At 40.3% G+C, this 22,998-nt stretch carries 16 protein-coding genes, 2 rRNA genes and 2 riboswitches; of the genes, 16 read left to right on the top strand and 2 right to left on the bottom strand.

Going from position 1 to position 22,998, the window contains the following annotated elements:
• Positions 1-68: 68 nt before the first annotated feature.
• A complete protein-coding gene (locus tag MHB65_RS21720) occupies positions 69-1,367 on the bottom strand; it encodes an ammonium transporter (RefSeq protein WP_205445772.1) in 1,299 nt (432 codons plus the stop codon).
• A 14-nt stretch (positions 1,368-1,381) separates the two neighbouring features.
• Positions 1,382-1,723 carry a P-II family nitrogen regulator gene (locus tag MHB65_RS21715; RefSeq protein ID WP_205445770.1) on the bottom strand — a complete coding sequence of 114 codons (342 nt, stop codon included), beginning with the start codon at positions 1,721-1,723 and terminating at the stop codon, positions 1,382-1,384.
• Between the two features lie 312 nt (positions 1,724-2,035).
• On the opposite strand from MHB65_RS21715, the gene MHB65_RS21710 reads away from it, so the two are divergent.
• The 16 genes from MHB65_RS21710 to MHB65_RS21635 all read left to right on the top strand — a co-directional run bounded on the left by MHB65_RS21710 (position 2,036) and on the right by MHB65_RS21635 (position 22,955).
• Entirely contained in the window at positions 2,036-3,496 is a 1,461-nt protein-coding gene (locus MHB65_RS21710; RefSeq protein WP_342441686.1) for a nicotinate phosphoribosyltransferase, read from the top strand.
• A gap of 19 nt (positions 3,497-3,515) precedes the next feature.
• Positions 3,516-4,340 (top strand): ammonia-dependent NAD(+) synthetase, encoded by an 825-nt coding sequence (gene nadE, locus MHB65_RS21705; protein WP_342441685.1) that lies wholly within the window; start codon positions 3,516-3,518, stop codon positions 4,338-4,340.
• 160 nt (positions 4,341-4,500) lie between these two features.
• Positions 4,501-4,821: an NAD synthetase gene (locus tag MHB65_RS21700; protein WP_205445765.1), complete on the top strand. Its 321-nt coding sequence runs from the start codon at positions 4,501-4,503 to the stop codon at positions 4,819-4,821.
• A 206-nt stretch (positions 4,822-5,027) separates the two neighbouring features.
• A complete protein-coding gene (locus MHB65_RS21695) occupies positions 5,028-5,663 on the top strand; it encodes a hypothetical protein (protein WP_342441684.1) in 636 nt (211 codons plus the stop codon).
• A 58-nt stretch (positions 5,664-5,721) separates the two neighbouring features.
• Positions 5,722-6,993: a NosD domain-containing protein gene (locus tag MHB65_RS21690; protein WP_342443776.1), complete on the top strand. Its 1,272-nt coding sequence runs from the start codon at positions 5,722-5,724 to the stop codon at positions 6,991-6,993.
• On the top strand, positions 6,990-7,442 hold the full coding sequence (locus MHB65_RS21685; protein ID WP_342441683.1) for a nitrous oxide reductase accessory protein NosL: 453 nt from the start codon (positions 6,990-6,992) through the stop codon (positions 7,440-7,442). The genes MHB65_RS21690 and MHB65_RS21685 overlap by 4 nt, the downstream gene beginning before the upstream one ends.
• A complete protein-coding gene (locus MHB65_RS21680) occupies positions 7,442-8,242 on the top strand; it encodes an ABC transporter permease subunit (RefSeq protein ID WP_342443775.1) in 801 nt (266 codons plus the stop codon). The genes MHB65_RS21685 and MHB65_RS21680 overlap by 1 nt, the downstream gene beginning before the upstream one ends.
• Positions 8,239-8,919 carry an ABC transporter ATP-binding protein gene (locus tag MHB65_RS21675; RefSeq protein ID WP_342441682.1) on the top strand — a complete coding sequence of 227 codons (681 nt, stop codon included), beginning with the start codon at positions 8,239-8,241 and terminating at the stop codon, positions 8,917-8,919. The genes MHB65_RS21680 and MHB65_RS21675 overlap by 4 nt, the downstream gene beginning before the upstream one ends.
• A 194-nt stretch (positions 8,920-9,113) precedes the next feature.
• Complete coding sequence (locus MHB65_RS21670; RefSeq protein WP_205445760.1) at positions 9,114-10,058, top strand: MoxR family ATPase; 945 nt, start codon at positions 9,114-9,116, stop codon at positions 10,056-10,058.
• Positions 10,055-11,236 (top strand): DUF58 domain-containing protein, encoded by a 1,182-nt coding sequence (locus MHB65_RS21665; protein WP_342441681.1) that lies wholly within the window; start codon positions 10,055-10,057, stop codon positions 11,234-11,236. The genes MHB65_RS21670 and MHB65_RS21665 overlap by 4 nt, the downstream gene beginning before the upstream one ends.
• On the top strand, positions 11,233-13,416 hold the full coding sequence (locus MHB65_RS21660; RefSeq protein WP_342441680.1) for a transglutaminase domain-containing protein: 2,184 nt from the start codon (positions 11,233-11,235) through the stop codon (positions 13,414-13,416). The genes MHB65_RS21665 and MHB65_RS21660 overlap by 4 nt, the downstream gene beginning before the upstream one ends.
• Before the next feature lie 32 nt (positions 13,417-13,448).
• Positions 13,449-13,550: riboswitch (purine riboswitch) on the top strand.
• Between the two features lie 156 nt (positions 13,551-13,706).
• Positions 13,707-15,260 (top strand): glutamine-hydrolyzing GMP synthase, encoded by a 1,554-nt coding sequence (guaA, locus tag MHB65_RS21655; protein WP_205445755.1) that lies wholly within the window; start codon positions 13,707-13,709, stop codon positions 15,258-15,260.
• A 175-nt stretch (positions 15,261-15,435) separates the two neighbouring features.
• Positions 15,436-16,104, top strand: coding sequence for an MOSC domain-containing protein (locus MHB65_RS21650; protein ID WP_205445753.1), 669 nt, complete (start codon positions 15,436-15,438; stop codon positions 16,102-16,104).
• A gap of 209 nt (positions 16,105-16,313) precedes the next feature.
• Positions 16,314-16,415, top strand: a riboswitch (purine riboswitch).
• Positions 16,416-16,546: 131 nt separating this feature from the next.
• Entirely contained in the window at positions 16,547-17,848 is a 1,302-nt protein-coding gene (locus tag MHB65_RS21645) for an NCS2 family permease (RefSeq protein ID WP_205445752.1), read from the top strand.
• 447 nt (positions 17,849-18,295) lie between these two features.
• Positions 18,296-19,847: ribosomal RNA gene (locus MHB65_RS21640) — 16S ribosomal RNA — on the top strand.
• 180 nt (positions 19,848-20,027) lie between these two features.
• A 23S ribosomal RNA gene (locus MHB65_RS21635) occupies positions 20,028-22,955 on the top strand.
• Together the 16S and 23S rRNA genes form the textbook arrangement of a ribosomal RNA operon.
• Positions 22,956-22,998 lie beyond the last annotated feature (43 nt).

Here is a 22,998-nt window from a genome sequence, read left to right as displayed (position 1 = left end):
AGGTAGGAGTTCACCAAAAAGAAATCTGCCCCACTATCCAAAGATAAAGGAGCAGATTTTTCTATTTGCTATACATGTTGTTCTTCTTGAACATTATTCTGTGTTTTACCGAAATGTGTTAAACGATGAGCAAAGGTTTCTCCTCGTACAGCAGAGCTTTTGAAAATATCTTGGTATTCATAGGCAGGCGTTCCGTGTTCCATTACATCTAACCCAGCAATTTCTTCTTCAGCCGTTACGCGTAGTGGAATAAATGCTTTGATGATCAATAAGCCAACTGCTACTGATACACTAACCCAAGCAATAGTTGCAATAACACCGATTGCTTGAATACCAAATAGACCAATACCACCGCCGTAGAATAAGCCTTGACCTCCAACATCAAATAGACCAACTGCCAGTGTTCCCCAAATACCACAAATACCATGAACAGCAATCGCTCCAACAGGATCATCAACTTTTAGTTTCCACTCTAGGAAGCGTACTCCTTCGACAAGTAGGGGTGCAGCAATTAAGCCAATGATAAGCGAGCCAAAAATGCTGACATTTGCTGCACCAGCAGTAATCCCTACAAGCCCTGCTAATGCGCCATTTAATGTAAGTGAGCCATCGATATGTCCGTAACGGAATTTTGTATAGAAGGCAGTAGCCACTACACCAGCTGCTGCTGCAAAAAATGTATTGGCAATAACACTAGGAACTAGCTCTGGATCGGCAGCTAACGTAGAAGCACCATTGAAGCCGAACCAACCAAACCAAAGTAAAAATACGCCTAAGGCTCCTAATGGAATACTGTGTCCTGTAATAACATTTACTCGACCATTTTCATATTTACCAAGTCGCGGTCCAACCATGACAGCTGCGACAAATGCTGCCACAGCACCTGTTAAGTGGACAACTGTCGAGCCAGCAAAGTCAACAAAACCTAAATCTGTTAACCAACCTTGCCCACTCCAAACCCAGTGGCCTACTACAGGATAAACAACTAAAGACATAAGTATAATGATTCCGACATAAGCAAAAATATTAGTACGTTCTGCCACAGCACCCGATAAAATAGTTGCTCCTGTTGCAGCAAACATTGTTTGGAAGATAAAGAAGGAAAGATCATCCACCCCTTTTAAAGCAAAGCCACTAGTGCCGAAAATGCCACCTACTGTGTCGCCAAACATAATGGCGTAGCCACATAAAAAATAGACGATGCCACCTAGGGAAATGGTAAGGAAATTCTTCATGATGATATTGACTGCATTTTTCGAGCGGGTAAAACCTGCCTCGACCATGGCAAAACCTGCGTGCATAAAGAATACTAAAATAGTGCCAAGCATCACCCAAATTAAATTAACAGATAATAGTACTTCATCCATCTATATCGCCCCCTTTATTCTACTGCAATCGATCCGACTTCTTTTGTTCGGATACGAATTGCTTGTTCTACTGGATAAATGAAAATCTTCCCGTCCCCAACTTTACCAGTTGCTGCTTCACGCAATAAAATCTCTACGATGGCATCAACTTTTCTGTCGTCCACAATCATTTCTAATTTTAATTTAGGTAAAAATTCGATTTCATACGTATTGCCGCGGAAGAGTCCCGTTCTACCTAGCTGACGTCCACAACCAGCAATTTCAGAAACGCTTAACCCTGCAATTCCTTCCTGTGCAAGTCCATCCCGAACTGCTCCAAAAACTTCAGGTCGAATGATTGCTTCAATTTTTTTCATGTGTACCAGCTCCTTGCGTGAATTTAATTTACATGTTAAAACGGTATTAAAAACAGTGCAATTGTTTTTTTAGAATCTATGTAAGGTTACTTAACATAGAATATTTCTACACTCGAAATATTTTAGAAAAAAGGTTTTTATAAAGGGAATGAAAGCGGTACTAAAATTTGTGTCTAAAATGTGTACAGTTCTAAATTTTCTGACTATTTATGTTAGAAAACCTAACATCTATAAGAGGGAATGTAATACGCAAGAATTTGGGTATATAGTGTATACTAGGACTAATTATCAAAGCGGAAGAAGGGGTTTCTTTTGAGATCAAACTATGCAGATGATAGCTTAGCGCTACACACAGACTTATATCAAATCAATATGGCAGAATCCTACTGGGCGGATGGCATACATAATAAAAAAGCAGTTTTTGAATTGTATTTTAGAAAATTACCTTTTGGTAATGGCTATGCCATATTTGCTGGGTTAGAGCGAATGCTTGATTATCTACGTGACTTTCATTTTAGTGAATCGGATATTGCGTATTTACGTGATGAAGTAGGTTATAAAGAGGATTTTATCGAGTATTTAAAAAACATTCGATTCACTGGGGATATGTATTCCATGGTAGAAGGGGAGTTAGTTTTCGCTAATGAACCAATTGTCCGAATTGAAGCTCCGTTAGTGGAGGCACAGCTAATTGAAACAGCATTACTTAATATTGTTAACTATCAAACATTAATTGCCACAAAGGCTAGCCGTATAAAGCAAATTATCAAAAATGAAGTGGCGATGGAATTTGGCACAAGGCGTGCACAAGAGATGGATGCTGCTATTTGGGGAACGCGTGCAGCGTTTATTGGTGGTTTTGCTTCCACAAGTAATGTTCGAGCAGGTAAACTTTTTAAGATTCCTGTCTCTGGTACACATGCCCATGCGTTAGTACAAGCTTATAAAAATGATTATGATGCATTCCGTGCTTATGCTAAACGTCATCGTGATTGTGTTTTTTTAGTAGATACTTACAATACATTGAAATCAGGTGTGCCAACTGCTATTAAAGTAGCTAAAGAGCTAGGAGACAAAATTAACTTTATTGGCATACGTTTAGATAGCGGTGATATCGCGTTTTTATCAAAAGAAGCTCGTCGTATGTTGGATGCTGCAGGCTTCCATGATGCCAAAATCATTGTCTCGAATGATTTAGATGAATACACAATCTTAAATTTAAAATCTCAAGGAGCAAAAGTAGATGTTTGGGGAATTGGTACAAAGCTTATTACAGCTTACGACCAGCCTGCATTAGGTGCTGTTTATAAAATGGTGGCTATCGAAAATAGCGAAGGGCAACTTGAAGATACAATCAAAATTTCGGCTAATGCGGAAAAGGTATCAACGCCGGGATTAAAAAATGTCTATCGTATTATCGATAAAAAGAATGGAAAGGCAGAGGGAGATTACATCACAATGCACGATGAAAATCCTCAAGCTGAGGAACGTATTAAAATGTTCCATCCAATTCATACGTTTGTCTCAAAGTTTGTCACGAATTTTGAAGCAAAAAATTTACATCAGCATGTTATTAAAAACGGAGCTATAAATTATCAAAATCCTACATTAGAGGAAATGCGTGATTATGCTGCGGAAAATTTAGAGTTGTTATGGGATGAATATAAGCGTGCGATGAATCCTGAAGAGTATCCGGTCGATCTCAGTCAAAAATGCTGGGATAATAAGATGCGTAATATTGAAGAAGTGCACGCGATGGTTAAACGAATGTAAAAAAGGAGTGACAGGTGCAATGACTTTACAACAACAAATTATTGAGGAATTACGTGTATTACCTAATATTGATGTACAGGAAGAAATACGTAAATCCATTGATTTTTTAAAGGAATATGCAAAACGCTATAGCTTTGTAAAAGGATTTGTTCTTGGTATTTCTGGTGGTCAAGATTCAACATTGACAGGAAAACTAGCGCAGTTGGCGATTGATGAATTAAATGCAGAAGAGGGAGAAATGAAGTATTCATTTTTCGCTGTACGTTTACCATATGGCGTACAAGCTGATGAACAAGATTGTAAGGATGCCATTGATTATATAAAGCCAACAAAAGTTTATACGGTAAATATAAAAGATGCTGTTGATGCTAGTGTGAAGGCTCTAACAAATGCTGGTGTTGAGCTAAATGACTTCGTGAAAGGGAATGAAAAAGCTCGTGAGCGTATGAAGGTCCAATATTCAATTGCTGCAATGAATGGAGCGGTTGTGTTAGGAACGGATCATGCTGCGGAAGCTATTACAGGCTTCTATACGAAGTTTGGAGATGGTGGAGCAGACTTAATGCCAATCTTTCGTTTAAATAAACGACAAGGAAAACAATTGTTGGCAGAGCTTAAGTGTCCTGAGCATCTTTATAAAAAGGTGCCGACAGCAGATTTAGAAGAAGACCGTCCCTCATTACCAGACGAAGTGGCGCTAGGTGTGTCGTATGATCAAATTGATGATTATTTAGAGGGTAAAGAAATTCCTGAAGAACCTCGCCAAATATTAGAAGGATATTATTTGCGTTCCCAACATAAACGGCATATGCCGATTACAATATTTGATGATTTTTGGAAGTAAGATGAGCGAAAAGAGTTATAAAGAAAGTGGATTCCGCTTTTGAAAATAGCTCTTTTCACTCTTTTTTTATGCATTTTGGTTCTATGTTGTTAATTGTCAGCATATAATGTCGATATAATTACCTATAAGGATAATAAAATGTAGGGGAGGGTAACTTTTTATGAGGACTTCTAGAGTGAGTGCAACGACAAGTAGTGTTTTTCGGCAGGAACAACAGTATTTACATGCGGGTGATCTCAGCCATAATTTTAGTCAAAATCCACAAAAGCAATTTAAAAATAGATTACAAAAAAATAAAGAGAAGACGCATAGTTCAACGATTGCTTCAGCAAATTCACAACCACATCAACAGATCGCACCTAGCCATGTAGATAGTGCTAGTGATTTGCAAATTCGTCGTGAATTAAATGAAACGGCATTAAAGCTAAGTCGTTTAAACAAACAAAAGAAGCGACTCAATAGTTACCGTTCTTCCATATAAGCCAAACTCTCCACATCCGTGTGGGGAGTTTTTATTTTTGAGGAGGAAGTAAATGAAAGCACTAAATTCAAAATATTTGAAGTGAAGATGTTCATTTAATGTTCAAGAAAATTTTTCCAATATTTCACTGCGATTTTTAACTAATTTCACAACTAATCTGTAATGTAGGATATGGCAACAGAAAACGAAATTTGGAGGAAAACGTTGTGAAAAAATTATGGTTACCTGCACTAATATTATTATTTGTACTTGCAGCATGTGGCAGCGAAAAAGCCCAGGTAGAAGAAAATGAAATTGGGCAAGAAGCGACGCAAAATGAATCAGAAACCGTGAAAAATTCTGTACAAGTTGCTTCGCTAGTAGATACACGATTACAAGAGCCGAAGGAAGATACAATTTGTGAAATGTGTAACATGAAGGTTTATATGAAAGATCATGAGATGGGCGTATTTTCAGCACAAGCAATAAAAGAAGATGGAACCATCGCTTTTTATGATGATATTGGCTGTTTATTAAATGCAGAGGTTGCAAATGAAGAAAAAAACGAAAAATTTGTGCGTGATTTTGTGACGAAAGATTGGGCAAAGATTGAAGATGCAACCATTGTAAAAACAGAGCTGAAATCTCCGATGAATTGGGGCTATATTTATTTCGTGGACAAGGCTGAAGCAGATAAATATATGCAAGAAAATCCGAAAGCTTATGTGGAAGAACTACAAAAAATTAAAGATGACGCATTGGAGAGACGGAAGAAAATGATGCAAAAAAAGGCTGAGGAAGAAAACGATGCATCTGGATCCATGCATTCGAATGAGATGAATCAAGAAGGACACAGTCATTAAATCATAGACTAGGGAAATTCCTCTAGTCTTTTCATGCTGAATGAGGAGGTAAAGAGTGATGAAACAAATAGGCTTACTCTTATTGTTTTTTCTATTTACAAGTCAAACGGCATATGCGGAATTTGATATTCAATTTGCTATTGATCAAGCAAAAGCTGGAGATAGTATTCATATTCCTGCTGGTCGTTACCAAGGGAATTTTATCGTGAGGAAACCGATCAAACTGTACGGACATAAAGGGACTGAGCTTTATTCTCAAAATGATGAACCTGCATTGAAAATTGACCATGCAACAAATGTTTCGATAGAAAATATAAGGATAATAGCAAAAAATAAAGGAATTGTTGCAAATGAGACGGAGAATTTAGAGCTGAGAGCGATCGAACTAAAAGATGTCCAAGCTGGTATACATATTCAACGGTCAAGGCATATTCGAATTTTAGAAAATAGGATCATTGGTAATGAGTCACACTTTGCTGAAAAAGGAAATGGAATTGCGGTTTTTAAAAGTGAGGATGTCGCGATCGAACAAAATACGATTGAACAAGTGCAGGATGGTATATACGTTGAAGAAGTGAAGCGAATTGATGTGCAACGAAACAAAGTAACAAAAAGTCGTTATGGAACACATTTTATGTATTCAAGTGGTGTGAAGGTGCTGTTCAATACATATTTACATAATGTCACAGGTCTTATGGTCATGATGACTACTGATTTAGAAATAAGTAGTAATACAGTGAGTACTCATAATGGTTTCAATAGTTATGGAGTTTTGATGTATGACACACAGGAAGCGATGATAAGAAAAAACAGCTTTCAACATAATCGTGTGGGAGTAGCTTTGCAGAAAAGTTCCATCATTCAAATACAAGAAAATCGCTTTCAAATGAATCAAACGGCATTAGAAGGTACAAAAGTCGATGAGCGTTCAACCATTATGGATAATCAGTTTACAGGAAATATATTAACGGCAAGGTCAGACAGTCAAGGTTTACGTCTAAAGCATAATTTTTATGATGATTATACAGGGCTAGATGTTGCAGGTGATGGTTTTGGAGATGTTCCCTACGTGGCTGTATCAAGTTTTGGACAATGGATGGTGAGACAGCCAGTTTATCAATTTTTTGTGGCATCACCAAGCGTTGTTATCCTGACGTCACTAGATCAACACATTAATAAAACAGAACGAAACCTACTGGTAGATAATGAACCGAAATTAATGAGTAATATGAAAGAGACAGAACTTTCGTTAAATAACGTACAATTGCTTATCGGTTTAGTGGTATCTATGTGTAGTTTATGGCTTTGGAAAAGAGGGATACGAGTATGACTAGATGGATAACGATGCTAATTTTATGTGGAGTTATTTTAGTAGGTTGTGGTGAAAAAACATATCCTCCACGGGAAATTATTAGTGAAACAGATGTTTGTAAAGTTTGTAATATGAGCATTGTTCATAATGAATATGCTGGACAAATTGTATTGAAAAATGGAGACTATGAGATTTTTGATGATATTGGCTGTCTGCTAGACTACCTTGAGCTAAATGGCGAGAATGAAGTTGGCGCAGCCTATATTAAAAATAAAGCAAATAATGAATGGATTGACGTTTATAAAGCGATTTATGTGTACAACAAAAATTATTGGACGCCAATGAACTATGGAGTTATTGCATTTGCTACAAAAGATGAAGCACAGGTATGGATGAATGATGAAGGAGAGGGTCAACTATTAGCCTATCATGATTTGCTGACATTAAATTGGGGGATCCATGAGTGATGTTTGTAAAAATAGAGCTGAAGCAGATTTTAAGAAGTAGATGGATGCAGCTAGTAGCTTTTCTTTTTACGTTTATTTTCGTTGCCATTATCGTCATTCAACAAATGGCTTTACCAGATATGGAGGGCTTTACGCGTCAAACGGCATCGTTTTTAAATGTGTTATTGTTTCTGTTGCCATTATTTATCTTAACCATTGGCAGTATGAGTATAGCTGGTGATATAGAATCTGGTTGGTTTTCATTATTAAAAACATATCCAATGAGAAGTATACAATTTATTATAGGCAAATATGTGGCTACAGTACTTGCGTTTTTATTAGTGGTACTAGTGGCATTGGGTGTTGTGTTAACAGTAGGTAGTTTACTAGTTGGCGTACGGTTACCGATTGTTTTAGTTATCCTTACGCTATTATGTATCTTTATCTTTGTGTCTTTAGGAATCGTGCTAGGGGCATTTGCCAAAACAAGATTATTTGCGCTTGCATTATCCCTTGTTGTATGGTCCTTTCTTTTATTGCTCATTTCTTATGCCTTAATGGCTCTAGGTGCAGTGGTTCCCGGTCATATATTGCAAAAGCTTACCATCATAACGATACATATAAATCCAGTAGAATGGCTGCGCTTTGGTTATTTTATATTCAGCAATCAAGCTAGTGTGCTTGGCCCTGCCTTTTATGGTGTAACGAAGTTCTACTTATCACCTTATGGTCATGCAGTGTATGGAATCGTCACGATACTTTGGATTGCACTACCGCTAATACTTGCTTCGAAGTTATTAAAGGAGGGTCATCAGCGATGATTCTGTTAGAAGGAAAAAATGTAGTTAATGTTTATGAAAATGATAGAGGTTTAAAAGATGCCTCCTTTGCGCTGCATGCTGGTCGAATTCTCGCATTGGTTGGAGGAAACGGGGCTGGAAAGAGTACCTTGATTCGTTTATTAACTGGTCAAGAGCAGCCGCAGTCCGGTGAAATGATATGGCATATACCACAAATAATCCGTTACATGCCTGATGATATAAATTTTCCAACTATGCTAACTGCCGCTGAAATATTAGAGCTGTTGGCATCTTTAAAACAAGTAGATAAATATGAACAAGAAAGTGTGTTGAAGCGTGTTTCCTTATGGGATGTTCGGAAGCAAAGAGCGAAACACTTTTCCAAAGGGATGCTACAGCGGCTAAACCTAGCCCAAAGCCTACTTGGTAGCGGTTCTTTACTAATATTAGATGAGCCAACCAATGGCCTAGATCCATTTTGGATAGCACAGTTGAAAAATATGATGTTGGAGGAAAAGGAAAAAGGGAATACGGTTATATTCTCTACTCATTTGCTGTCTTTTGCTGAAGAAATAGCGGATGATGTGTTAGTTTTACATGAAGGAAAAATTATTATTTCTGGGGCGATAACTGAAATTTTTTCACAAGAAAATTCTACATCTTTAGAAGAAATATGGTTAAAAAGATTGAAATTGTAACATTCTAATGGATAATGACGTTATATAATAAGGATTGGGCTTGTTTGGATGTTGTCAAACAAGCCTTTTTTATGAGTGCTAGTAGGAAGTAGAAGTTTCAGATAATTGTTTTACAAGACAGATTTCGCTATGCTTAGAATAAGTTTGCTTGCAATTCACGCAATTGCTGGATGGAATGGGAGGCTTTTCGATAAATGAATGCTCAAATACAGAACGTTTTAGAAAATATAGAAAAAGTAATGATTGGTAAAAGAGAAGTTGCTGAGCTCAGTATTGTCGCATTATTAGCAAGGGGACATGTATTGTTAGAGGATGTACCTGGAGTAGGAAAGACAATGATGGTGCGAGCACTTGCAAAATCTTTTGATGCACAATTTAAGCGTATTCAATTTACACCGGATTTATTGCCTTCAGATGTAGTTGGTATTTCAATTTATAATCCAAAGACTATGGAGTTTGAATTTCGTCCTGGGCCAATCATGGGGGATGTTGTATTAGCCGATGAAATAAACCGAACGTCGCCAAAAACTCAATCAGCCCTGTTAGAGGGAATGGAGGAGGCCTCTGTTACAATTGATGGAAAAACGCTGATAATTAATCAGCCATTTTTTGTTATGGCCACACAAAATCCGATTGAACATGAAGGTACCTATCCTTTACCTGAAGCACAGCTAGATCGATTTCTCTTAAAGATAAAAATGGGTTATCCATCTAGGGGGCAGGAAGTTGAAATTTTGCGAAGAGCTGAGAATGGTAAAGCCATTGAAAAAATCGAAGCAGTGTTATCTGTGGCGCAATTAATTGAATTACAGGAACTTGTTCAAGGTGTGTATGTAGAAGATTCTGTTAAAAATTATATGGTGGAGCTTGCTGCCCAAACAAGGGAAAATAATTATGTCTATTTAGGTGTGAGTCCGCGAGCAACAATAGCGCTAATGAAAGCTTCTCAAGCTTACGCATTTTTGAAAGGTCGAAGCTATGTAACACCTGATGATGTTCAATATCTAGTGCCATTTGTCTTTAGCCATCGCTTAGTTTTAAAACCAGATGCACGCTATGATAACGTGACACCGGACGAAATTATCCAGCGTATCATTGCCAAAACACCAGTTCCAACAAAGAGGTTTGCAGAACAATGAGGCGATGGAAAGCTTTTGTAGAAAAAAGTAAGCATTTCCTATTAATCGCTTTCTTGATGATCGTAACATTTTGTTATGCAATGTTCCAAGGTGGTTTTGTCAGCTGGTTTGTATTTTTTACAGTTAGTCCATTTTTAGTGTACGCATTCCTGTTCTTTATCATTAGAGAAGATATTTTACTAATAGAACGTAAGATTGACCCGATGCATATAGAACGGGGTCAATCGGCGAAGGTGTTTATTACGATAGAACGAAAAACACGTTTCCCATTTGCCTATATCATAATGGAGGAACTTGTAGATAGTGAAGGATTAGTGCAAGCTAAAATACAAAATGCGAATGCTATTAAGTTCGTTGGATTTAAAAAAAACTTTAGCTGGCATTATGAATTAGAGAATATGCCACGTGGAGAACATCGCTACCTGGGAGTTACAATTGTTTTCTATGATTTCTTTGGCTGGGCAAAAAAGATTGTTGTAGCAGAAAAGGAACAAACTATTTTGGTCTATCCAAGAATACAAGAGATGAAATACGCTGCGCTTCAAACAAAATATGATGTTGGCCCTATGATGTCACCTTATTCTATTGTGAAGGACACGTCTATGGCTGTTGGTTTAAGAGAGTATGTTCCAGGAGATCGTTTTTCATGGATTCATTGGAAATCGTTTGCACGAACACAAACCTTACAGTCTAAGGAATTTGAGGATCGACAATCATCTGAATTAATGTTAGTACTGGACGCTACAAATTCCTTAATGTTTGAAGAAAAAGTGGAGTTAGCAGCATCAATGTTACAGATGATCGTTCAGGAACGTGGAGATTTATCATTTATTTCCGCTGGAGAAATGACGAAAGTATTCCCTGTTATACAGGGTAACAAGCAGTTGGATCAGGTTATGTATCATTTAGCTGCTATAAAACCTACAGAAAATGTGAAATTTCGATTCCATGACCAACAAGCCTTTAAGCAAGTTGCCACACTACTTTATGTGACAAGTAATGTTTCGGATGAATTACTACATATGCTTGCAAATATAGTAAAAAGCTGTATTTGTTTTGTAGTGGCAAAGCAGCCACCTGAGCAATCTGAACATACGATGCGGTATAAACATATTCAAGTTATCTATGTAAATCCAGCAGATTTCTATCATTTATTCACGGAGGTGATGAAACCGTGAAGCAATCATTGGGAGAATTTTTAGAATTAGCCATCGCTTATGTTATTGTATTTTTTATTTTGCGTGAATGGCTTATCCCTATTATGCAATTAACGAGTACTGGTGGGATGCATCTTTTCTTAGTCTTTATAGGCATGTCTCTTGCGCTAAGTTTATTCCGCGTACATCCTTTGTTATCGGGATTAGTGAAGTTTGGTTATATTACCTGGTTTATCGTTTTTATCTATAGCCCTAGTCCTGTATTATCTGGTGATACTTTGCCTTTCTTATTGGCTGAATGGAAAGGAAATATGGCGACTATCTTGACGGGTGACTTTGGACAGGTTTCAGATTCTTTTAGAACAGTCTTATTTCTTGTGTTGATTTGGATGTTGGTTTATTTAATTCACCATTGGGTTTCGGTACGGAAAAATATATTCTACTTTTTTGCTATGACCGTTTTCTTTATTGCCACTTTGGACACATTTAGTGATTATGATGGTAAAGCGGCAATTGTGAAAGTCGTTGTTCTAGGATTAATCATGACAGGCGTACTATTTGTCAAACGTTTATGGCTTCAAGTGGAAACGACAAGTACGGTAATAGAGAAATGGAAAATTGTTATTCCGATGCTTGTATCCGTATTGCTTGTAAGTTCTGTAGCGTTCTTTTTACCGAAGACTGGACCAACATGGGCTGATCCTGTGCCGTTTATCCAAGGAGTTACTGGACAAGATGGAAGTGGGAATGGTCAAAAATCAGTTGGTTATAGCCAAGATGATAGTCAGCTAGGTGGCCCATTCCAAGGAGATAATACATTAATTTTCACTGCCTCTTCTCGTGATCGTCACTATTGGCGCATTGAAACAAAAGATACGTATACATCAAAAGGCTGGATTGTTTCAGAGGGGAACTTTGGGAAAAACGTTTATGAGTCAAACACACCGATTCTGACATCTTTACAAGTAGGACCACCCGAAAATGAACGTCAGATTCAATTAGACATTGCTGTTCCAATGCCATTTTTAATTCAAACATATGGTATGATTTCCGTTTCTGCTCAAGATTCCACGCTATTCATTCAAGACGAGCAAACTGAAAGAATGAACATAGAGCAACAGGTAGGGGAATCAAAATCATTATCAAACTATTCGTTGGCATATAGCGAACCAGTTTATAGTATGGAGCAACTCCAATTGTCATATCCTGCAACACTTGAAACAATGGACTCTTCTTTTGATCGATTTTTGCAGTTACCAAACCAACTTCCCCAACGTGTAAGGGACTTAGCTTCTGAAATAACACAAAAGAAAGATACGGTTTATGAACAAATTAAGGCTGTAGAAAGTTATTTTAGAACAAATGGTTTTAAGTACGATAAAACGGAAGCTGCAATTCCTGCTGAAAATCAAGATTACGTCGATCAATTTTTGTTCGATACAAAAGTAGGGTATTGTGATAATTTCTCCACTTCAATGGTGGTACTCTTACGTTCAGTAGGGATTCCAGCACGGTGGGTGAAAGGTTTTGCACCTGGAACTGCAGGGCCAATGTCAGATGGATTACGCGAATATCGCATCACAAACGACAATGCACACTCTTGGGTAGAAGCATTTATACCTGGAACGGGATGGATGGAGTTTGAACCGACAATCGGTTTTTCGGGGAATGTGAACATTGATTATGATATCCCATTAGATACGTCTGATGAGGAAGAAGTGTTGCAGCCAGAACAAAAGCCTGAGCAACCACAACCGGAAGAACAGGTAACTGAGAAGGAACAGCTGAAATCAGCCTTTAGCTTTGATGCAATGTGGATATGGCTGAAAAAGTTTACTTATGTTTGGGTGATAATTCTTGTAGTATTAATAATCACGAGTATTTCTTTATTCTTACAGCGTAAAACATGGATTCCAAAGATGCATGTACGAGCATACCGTAAAAAAGTAGCGGATTGGTCAAATTTCGATTCTTCTTACCTTGTTTTACTGAAGCAATTATCTCGTATTGGTTTGCGCAGAAAAGATGGAGAAACGCTAAGTGCATTCGCAGAGCGTGTAGATGCAGCATTAGAAACAGATGAAATGCAGAAGTTGACGGTAGTCTATGAGCAACATATTTATGGGAAAGACAAAGAAGATGTTGATTTTGTAAAGCTGAAAGAAAGTTGGGAATATTTAATCAATCGCACTATCAGTTGATTTTAGCGTAGACAAAGAGTAAAATGAAAAAAATTAAATGCAAGGATTGCTTTCATATAAGTTCGATAATAGGGTTCGGATGTTTCTACGAAATCACCTCAAATGATTTCTCTATGAAGGCGGATGTTTTCGCTAGGTGAAAAGTATAGTAAATCACTTTACTTTGCTACGCATTCGCCTTTATCAATATTCTAGAGCTTATGAACGCGTAGAAGGTTTTTTTACTTTCTTCGCGTTTTTCTTTGAACAAATGAAAATATCCTTTAAAAATAATAGAAGAGGTGGAAATTTTGACAGCTAGCCCTTTAATAAAAGAGCAAGAAAAAATCGTTGTACTGGACTTCGGTAGCCAATTTAACCAATTAATCACACGTCGTATTCGTGAATTTGGTGTTTTCAGTGAATTACATCCACATACGGTGACTGCAGAAGAAATTAAAGATATGAACGCAACAGGTATTATTTTTTCAGGTGGTCCAAACTCTGTTTATGACGAAAATGCTTTCCATGTGGATCCAGCTATTTTCGAATTAGGTTTACCGATTTTAGGTATTTGCTATGGTATGCAATTAATGGCACATACAAACGGCGGTAAAGTTGAAGGTGCTGAAACACGCGAATATGGTAAAGCTGAAGTTCAAGTAACAACGCCAAACAAATTATTTGGTGAGTTACCTACAGAACAAATCGTTTGGATGAGTCATGGTGACCATGTAACAGAAGTTCCAGCTGGATTTGAAGTCATCGCAACTAGCGCATCTTGTCCGATTGCTGCAATGGCAAACGTTGAACGTAAGCTATATGCCGTACAATTCCATCCAGAAGTACGTCACTCTGTATATGGTAATGATCTATTACGTCAATTCGTATTCGACATCTGTGGAGCGAAAGGCGATTGGTCAATGGCAAACTTCATTGAGCTTGAAATTGCAAAAATTCGTGAAATGGTTGGCGATAAAAAAGTATTATGTGCTCTTTCTGGTGGTGTAGACTCATCGGTTGTAGCAGTGTTAATCCATAAAGCAATCGGCGATCAATTAACTTGTATGTTCGTAGACCACAACTTAAACCGTAAAGGTGAAGTTGAACAAGTAATGAAAACATTCACAGAAGACTTTGACATGAATCTTATTAAAATCGATGCACGTAAACGCTTCATGGACAAACTTGCTGGCGTTTCTGATCCAGAGAAAAAACGTAAAATTATCGGTAATGAATTCATTTATGTATTTGATGAAGAAGCATCTAAGCTTGAAGGTATGGATTTCTTAGCACAAGGAACTCTTTACACAGATATTATTGAATCTGGTACTTCAACTGCACAAACAATCAAATCACACCATAACGTTGGTGGTCTTCCAGAAGATATGCAATTCCAACTAATCGAGCCACTGAAAACTTTATTTAAAGATGAAGTACGTGCACTAGGCTTAGAGCTTGGACTTGACGAAAAAATCGTTTGGCGTCAACCATTCCCAGGTCCTGGATTAGGTATCCGTGTGCTTGGTGAAGTAACAGAAGAAAAATTAGAAATCGTTCGCGAATCGGATTTCATTCTACGTGAAGAAATCGCAAAAGCTGGCCTTGATCGTGACATTTGGCAATACTTCACGGTATTACCTGATATCCGTTCAGTTGGTGTAATGGGCGATGCACGTACGTATGACTATGCAATCGGTATCCGTGCGGTAACATCTATCGACGGTATGACTTCTGACTGGGCACGTATTCCTTGGGATGTATTAGAGAAAATCTCTGTCCGCCTAGTAAACGAAGTAAAACATGTTAACCGCGTACTGTACGATATTACATCTAAGCCACCTGCAACTATTGAGTGGGAATAGTAGCAATAGCCCTAAAAGCCCTGAGAGGTTTTTAGGGCTTTTTTTGATTTAATTCTTGCTGAATTTATGGCCAAATGAAGTATCTCAACATGCAAAAATTGCTGGTAAAGTGTTGTGTGTAGTAAACTAAAAGAATGCAAAAGAAATTATACTATTTAGATTAGGGGGGATTTAAATGGAGAAAAATATACCAATGATTCATACATTAGCTGTTGGGATGCCAAAAGAATTGGTTGATAGTAAAGGGCGTTCAATGATTACAGGGATTGAAAAGCAACGAGTGCAAGAAGTTTATTTGTCCTCTCAAGGCTTTGAAGGGGATGATGTGGCAGATAAAAAACATCATGGTGGCCCTGACCGAGCAGTTTGTTTATATCCTGCGGAGCATTACATACAATGGGAACAGGAACTTGGAAAAACGTTACCCACTGCTGCATTTGGGGAAAACTTAACCGTAACGAATATGTTAGAAGCAGATGTTTGTATTGGTGATATTTATAAAATTGGTGATGTTGTCATCCAAATTACACAAGGACGTATTCCGTGTAGTACGATTGATAGATATACAGAGGCCAACATATTACTCAAACGTTTAATCGAAACGGGCTATACAGGCTTCCTTGCGCGTGTACTAGAAGAAGGAACAATTTGCGCAGATTCATCAATTGAGCTTGTAGAAAAGCATCCTGCACGTATATCAGTTTTGTATTGCAATGAAGTGTACTTTAAAAACAAAGATGCGATCGCTATGAAACAAATACAAGCAGTAGATGCACTAGCGGAAGATTGGAAAGAGAAATTAGAAAAAAGAATTCAACTCTTGCAAAGTAAAGTGATGAGCTAAGGCATAAATTCAAAGGAAGGATCCTCTAGAAATCTAGGGGGTTTTTTGCTTTATATTGGTTGGTGGAATGTTCAGTACATCGTTTATTTAGTAGCGATTTTAGTAGAACATGAACATTAAATAAGAATTTTACACGAACTTTCGTATTTCTTTTTAGAAAAATGTTCGGAAATAGGGTTGAAATCTAAAAAATGAAATGATATATTACGAATGTAAATTAAATACGTCGTCGTATAATGTCGGGGATAAGGCCCGTGAGTTTCTACCAAGTTACCGTAAATAACTTGACTACGATTTAGGTTTATACAAAAATGTATAAACACTAATTTGTTTCACACACTATTTGTGATGAAACATATCGTAGACATGCGACTAGTAGAGTAGTCAGCGTGTCTTTTTTGTTTTCGATATTGAAGACGACCACACGGAGGATTTTTTGATAATGAAAAAATATTTCATGTTCGATGAATTAGGAACTAATTATCGCCGCGAAATCATAGGTGGTATTACAACCTTCCTTGCAATGGCATATATTCTAGCTGTTAACCCAGGTATTCTAGAAAATGCAGGGATGGATAAAGGTGCTGTTTTCGTAGCAACAGCATTAGCAGCAGCAGTCGGTTCTTTGATTATGGGGATTTTCGCTAAGTTCCCGATTTCACTTGCTCCTGGGATGGGGCTAAATGCATTCTTTGCATTTACTGTAGTCGGAGCATACGGTATTCCATGGCAAACTGGTTTAACAGGTGTATTCTTCTCGGGGATTATCTTTATTATTTTATCTTTAACAGGTATCCGTGAAACCGTTATTAACGCTATTCCGGTACAACTTAAATATGCTGTTTCGGCAGGTATTGGTTTATTTATCACATTCGTTGGTTTACAAGGTGCAGGGATTATTGTTGATAGCCCAGCGACATTAGTCACTTTAGGAAGTTTCACAGGCGCTACATTATTAGCAGTATTCGGAATTATACTTTCAGTTATTCTTATCATTAAATTACGCAGTGTTGGTATTTTCTTAGGGATGGTGATTACTGCAGTTATTGGGATGATTACAGGTATCATCGATCCTCCAACAGCGGTTGTTTCAGCTATCCCAAGTGTAGATTCTACATTCATGGTAGCATTAGAACCACTTGGTGACTTCGGTACATTATTTAACGTGAAGTTTTTAGTAGTAGTGTTAACATTCTTGTTTGTTGATTTCTTTGATACAGCTGGTACTTTAATGGCTGTAGCAACGCAGGCAGGCTTAGTAAAAGATAATAAATTACCACGTGCAGGACGTGCTTTAATGGCAGATGCACTAGCAACGACAATCGGTTCTTTATTTGGTACATCTACAACAACTGCTTATGTAGAGTCAACTTCTGGTGTTGCAGCAGGGGCTCGCTCAGGATTCTCTGCAGTCGTAACAGCAGTACTATTCTTAGTTGCTCTATTCTTCTCACCATTATTAGCGGTTGTAACGCCAGCAGTTACTGCTCCGGCTTTAGTAATCGTAGGGGTACTGATGGTATCGTCATTACGTTTAATTGATTGGGATAAATTCGAAATAGCAGTACCTGCATTCTTTACCGTACTAATGATGCCACTCGGTTATTCAATTGCTACTGGTATTGCAATCGGCTTCGTATTCTACCCAATTACAATGTTATTAGCAGGTCGTAAAAAAGAAATTCACCCGATGATGTATGGTTTATTCTTTGTCTTCCTTGCATACTTCATTTGGGTACGGTAGTTAAACAGACACTTCAATTGTTAGGTAAGGTACTAACAATTGAAGTGTTTTTTTATTGTTTAAGGAAATCGAAAAAAGTGTAAATCCTAAACAAAAGAAGTTATTATTTTTATACATTATATAGAAGAAACTCGATTTTTAATAATGTGAATAGTTTTACTTTAATGAAACACTTGCAAACTTAAATTTATGATGATATATTTAAACACGTTGTTACGAAACAAACGAACAACTTAAAAAATATTAACATAAACGGTTGACAGTAAGTTAACATTATGTTAAATTATAAAAAGTTACTTAGTATAACTACTAAATGAACCTTGAAAACTGAACAAGCAAAACGTAATCAATAAAGTTTTAAGTAGCTAGCTTCGGCGAGTGAACGAAACAAAAATTTTGGACATCAAAATTGATGCCAGCAAAACAATTTGAGCTAATCAAATTTCTTTTATGGAGAGTTTGATCCTGGCTCAGGACGAACGCTGGCGGCGTGCCTAATACATGCAAGTCGAGCGAACAGAGAAGGAGCTTGCTCCTTCGACGTTAGCGGCGGACGGGTGAGTAACACGTGGGCAACCTACCCTATAGTTTGGGATAACTCCGGGAAACCGGGGCTAATACCGAATAATTTGTTTCACCTCATGGTGAAACACTGAAAGACGGTTTCGGCTGTCGCTATAGGATGGGCCCGCGGCGCATTAGCTAGTTGGTGAGGTAACGGCTCACCAAGGCGACGATGCGTAGCCGACCTGAGAGGGTGATCGGCCACACTGGGACTGAGACACGGCCCAGACTCCTACGGGAGGCAGCAGTAGGGAATCTTCCACAATGGGCGAAAGCCTGATGGAGCAACGCCGCGTGAGTGAAGAAGGATTTCGGTTCGTAAAACTCTGTTGTAAGGGAAGAACAAGTACAGTAGTAACTGGCTGTACCTTGACGGTACCTTATTAGAAAGCCACGGCTAACTACGTGCCAGCAGCCGCGGTAATACGTAGGTGGCAAGCGTTGTCCGGAATTATTGGGCGTAAAGCGCGCGCAGGTGGTTTCTTAAGTCTGATGTGAAAGCCCACGGCTCAACCGTGGAGGGTCATTGGAAACTGGGAGACTTGAGTGCAGAAGAGGATAGTGGAATTCCAAGTGTAGCGGTGAAATGCGTAGAGATTTGGAGGAACACCAGTGGCGAAGGCGACTATCTGGTCTGTAACTGACACTGAGGCGCGAAAGCGTGGGGAGCAAACAGGATTAGATACCCTGGTAGTCCACGCCGTAAACGATGAGTGCTAAGTGTTAGGGGGTTTCCGCCCCTTAGTGCTGCAGCTAACGCATTAAGCACTCCGCCTGGGGAGTACGGTCGCAAGACTGAAACTCAAAGGAATTGACGGGGGCCCGCACAAGCGGTGGAGCATGTGGTTTAATTCGAAGCAACGCGAAGAACCTTACCAGGTCTTGACATCCCGTTGACCACTGTAGAGATATAGTTTCCCCTTCGGGGGCAACGGTGACAGGTGGTGCATGGTTGTCGTCAGCTCGTGTCGTGAGATGTTGGGTTAAGTCCCGCAACGAGCGCAACCCTTGATCTTAGTTGCCATCATTTAGTTGGGCACTCTAAGGTGACTGCCGGTGACAAACCGGAGGAAGGTGGGGATGACGTCAAATCATCATGCCCCTTATGACCTGGGCTACACACGTGCTACAATGGACGATACAAACGGTTGCCAACTCGCGAGAGGGAGCTAATCCGATAAAGTCGTTCTCAGTTCGGATTGTAGGCTGCAACTCGCCTACATGAAGCCGGAATCGCTAGTAATCGCGGATCAGCATGCCGCGGTGAATACGTTCCCGGGCCTTGTACACACCGCCCGTCACACCACGAGAGTTTGTAACACCCGAAGTCGGTGAGGTAACCTTTTGGAGCCAGCCGCCGAAGGTGGGATAGATGATTGGGGTGAAGTCGTAACAAGGTAGCCGTATCGGAAGGTGCGGCTGGATCACCTCCTTTCTAAGGATTATTTCGGAATACAAACCTTGGGTTTGTAAGATTACGTTTTGCGTTCAGTTTTGAAGGTTCATTCTTCTGAATGAAACACTTCAAAACTTGTTCTTTGAAAACTGGATAAAACGACATTGAAATTGTAACAAACACATTTATTTTTTAAGTTTTTTATAGGCTTAATAACTTGGTTAAGTTATTAAGGGCGCACGGCGAATGCCTTGGCACTAGGAGCCGAAGAAGGACGGCACTAACACCGATATGCTTCGGGGAGCTGTAAGTGAGCTTTGATCCGGAGATTTCCGAATGGGGGAACCCACTACGTTTAATCGCGTAGTATCTTGACGTGAATACATAGCGTCTTGAAGGCAGACCCAGGGAACTGAAACATCTAAGTACCTGGAGGAAGAGAAAGAAAAATCGATTCCCTGAGTAGCGGCGAGCGAAACGGGAAGAGCCCAAACCAAGAGGCTTGCCTCTTGGGGTTGTAGGACACTCAATACGGAGTTACAAAAGAGCGAGTTAGATGAAGCGACTTGGAAAGGTCCGCCAGAGCAGGTAAAAGCCCTGTAGTCGAAAGTTCGTTCCCTCCTGAGTGGATCCTGAGTACGGCGGAACACGTGAAATTCCGTCGGAATCCGGGAGGACCATCTCCCAAGGCTAAATACTACCTAGTGACCGATAGTGAACCAGTACCGTGAGGGAAAGGTGAAAAGCACCCCGGAAGGGGAGTGAAAGAGATCCTGAAACCGTGTGCCTACAAGTAGTTAGAGCCCGTTAATGGGTGATAGCGTGCCTTTTGTAGAATGAACCGGCGAGTTACGATTACGTGCGAGGTTAAGCTTTAGAAGGCGGAGCCGCAGCGAAAGCGAGTCTGAATAGGGCGAAATAGTACGTGGTCGTAGACCCGAAACCAGGTGATCTACCCATGTCCAGGGTGAAGGTGAGGTAACACTTACTGGAGGCCCGAACCCACGCACGTTGAAAAGTGCGGGGATGAGGTGTGGGTAGCGGAGAAATTCCAATCGAACTTGGAGATAGCTGGTTCTCTCCGAAATAGCTTTAGGGCTAGCCTCGTGATGAGAATACTGGAGGTAGAGCACTGTTTGGACTAGGGGGCCATCCCGGTTTACCGAATTCAGACAAACTCCGAATGCCAGATATTTATACACGGGAGTCAGACTGCGAGTGATAAGATCCGTAGTCAAAAGGGAAACAGCCCAGACCACCAGCTAAGGTCCCAAAGTAATCGTTAAGTGGAAAAGGATGTGGCGTTGCACAGACAACCAGGATGTTGGCTTAGAAGCAGCCATCATTTAAAGAGTGCGTAATAGCTCACTGGTCGAGTGACGCTGCGCCGAAAATGTATCGGGGCTAAACGATTCACCGAAGCTGTGGATTGACATCTACGATGTCAGTGGTAGGAGAGCGTTCTAAGTGCGTTGAAGTCAGACCGGAAGGACTGGTGGAGCGCTTAGAAGTGAGAATGCCGGTATGAGTAGCGAAAGACGGGTGAGAATCCCGTCCACCGTATGACTAAGGTTTCCTGAGGAAGGCTCGTCCGCTCAGGGTTAGTCGGGACCTAAGCCGAGGCCGATAGGCGTAGGCGATGGACAACAGGTTGATATTCCTGTACCACCTCCTCACCGTTTGAGAAATGGGGGGACGCAGTAGGATAGGGTAAGCGCGCTGTTGGATATGCGCGTCCAAGCAGTAAGGCGTGTGTGTAGGCAAATCCGCACACTGTAACGTTGAGCTGTGATGGCGAGTCCGTATGGACGAAGTTCCTGATTTCACACTGCCAAGAAAAGCCTCTATCGAGGTGAGAGGTGCCCGTACCGCAAACCGACACAGGTAGTCGAGGAGAGAATCCTAAGGTGTGCGAGAGAACTCTCGTTAAGGAACTCGGCAAAATGACCCCGTAACTTCGGGAGAAGGGGTGCTCTTGAGCGTGCAAGCGCATGAGAGCCGCAGTGAATAGGCCCAGGCGACTGTTTAGCAAAAACACAGGTCTCTGCAAAACCGTAAGGTGACGTATAGGGGCTGACGCCTGCCCGGTGCTGGAAGGTTAAGAGGAGTGGTTAGCGCAAGCGAAGCTGCGAATTGAAGCCCCAGTAAACGGCGGCCGTAACTATAACGGTCCTAAGGTAGCGAAATTCCTTGTCGGGTAAGTTCCGACCCGCACGAAAGGCGTAACGATCTGGGCACTGTCTCAACGAGAGACTCGGTGAAATTATAGTACCTGTGAAGATGCAGGTTACCCGCGACAGGACGGAAAGACCCCGTGGAGCTTTACTGTAGCCTGATATTGAATTTTGGTACAACTTGTACAGGATAGGTAGGAGCCAGAGATCTCGGAGCGCCAGCTTCGAAGGAGGCGTCGGTGGGATACTACCCTGGTTGTATTGAAATTCTAACCCATGCCCCTTAGCGGGGCAGGAGACAGTGTCAGGCGGACAGTTTGACTGGGGCGGTCGCCTCCTAAAAGGTAACGGAGGCGCCCAAAGGTTCCCTCAGAATGGTTGGAAATCATTCGTAGAGTGTAAAGGCACAAGGGAGCTTGACTGCGAGACCTACAAGTCGAGCAGGGTCGAAAGACGGGCTTAGTGATCCGGTGGTTCCGCATGGAAGGGCCATCGCTCAACGGATAAAAGCTACCCCGGGGATAACAGGCTTATCTCCCCCAAGAGTCCACATCGACGGGGAGGTTTGGCACCTCGATGTCGGCTCATCGCATCCTGGGGCTGTAGTCGGTCCCAAGGGTTGGGCTGTTCGCCCATTAAAGCGGTACGCGAGCTGGGTTCAGAACGTCGTGAGACAGTTCGGTCCCTATCCGTCGTGGGCGTAGGAAATTTGAGAGGAGCTGTCCTTAGTACGAGAGGACCGGGATGGACACACCGCTGGTGTACCAGTTGTCTTGCCAAAGGCATCGCTGGGTAGCTATGTGTGGACGGGATAAGTGCTGAAAGCATCTAAGCATGAAGCCCCCCTCAAGATGAGATTTCCCATTACGCAAGTAAGTAAGATCCCTCAAAGACGATGAGGTAGATAGGTTCGAGGTGGAAGTGTGGTGACACATGGAGCTGACGAATACTAATCGATCGAGGACTTAACCAAAACGTTTGAACCATTCAATGCACGTTTATCCAGTTTTGAAAGA

The sequence above is a fragment of the Lysinibacillus sp. FSL K6-0075 genome (assembly GCF_038592945.1).
Classification (GTDB): domain Bacteria; phylum Bacillota; class Bacilli; order Bacillales_A; family Planococcaceae; genus Lysinibacillus; species Lysinibacillus fusiformis_F.
This window is presented reverse-complemented; position numbering and strand designations above follow the sequence as displayed.

Coding starts and splice junctions, on each gene's coding strand:
- MHB65_RS21700 (WP_205445765.1), top strand. CDS start 4,501: ATGAGGACTTCTAGAGTGAGTGCAACGACAAGTAGTGTTTTTCGGCAG.
- MHB65_RS21675 (WP_342441682.1), top strand. CDS start 8,239: ATGATTCTGTTAGAAGGAAAAAATGTAGTTAATGTTTATGAAAATGAT.
- MHB65_RS21645 (WP_205445752.1), top strand. CDS start 16,547: ATGAAAAAATATTTCATGTTCGATGAATTAGGAACTAATTATCGCCGC.
- MHB65_RS21670 (WP_205445760.1), top strand. CDS start 9,114: ATGAATGCTCAAATACAGAACGTTTTAGAAAATATAGAAAAAGTAATG.
- MHB65_RS21680 (WP_342443775.1), top strand. CDS start 7,442: ATGTTTGTAAAAATAGAGCTGAAGCAGATTTTAAGAAGTAGATGGATG.
- MHB65_RS21720 (WP_205445772.1), bottom strand. CDS start 1,367: ATGGATGAAGTACTATTATCTGTTAATTTAATTTGGGTGATGCTTGGC.
- MHB65_RS21685 (WP_342441683.1), top strand. CDS start 6,990: ATGACTAGATGGATAACGATGCTAATTTTATGTGGAGTTATTTTAGTA.
- MHB65_RS21650 (WP_205445753.1), top strand. CDS start 15,436: ATGGAGAAAAATATACCAATGATTCATACATTAGCTGTTGGGATGCCA.
- MHB65_RS21690 (WP_342443776.1), top strand. CDS start 5,722: ATGAAACAAATAGGCTTACTCTTATTGTTTTTTCTATTTACAAGTCAA.
- MHB65_RS21715 (WP_205445770.1), bottom strand. CDS start 1,723: ATGAAAAAAATTGAAGCAATCATTCGACCTGAAGTTTTTGGAGCAGTT.
- MHB65_RS21665 (WP_342441681.1), top strand. CDS start 10,055: ATGAGGCGATGGAAAGCTTTTGTAGAAAAAAGTAAGCATTTCCTATTA.
- nadE (WP_342441685.1), top strand. CDS start 3,516: ATGACTTTACAACAACAAATTATTGAGGAATTACGTGTATTACCTAAT.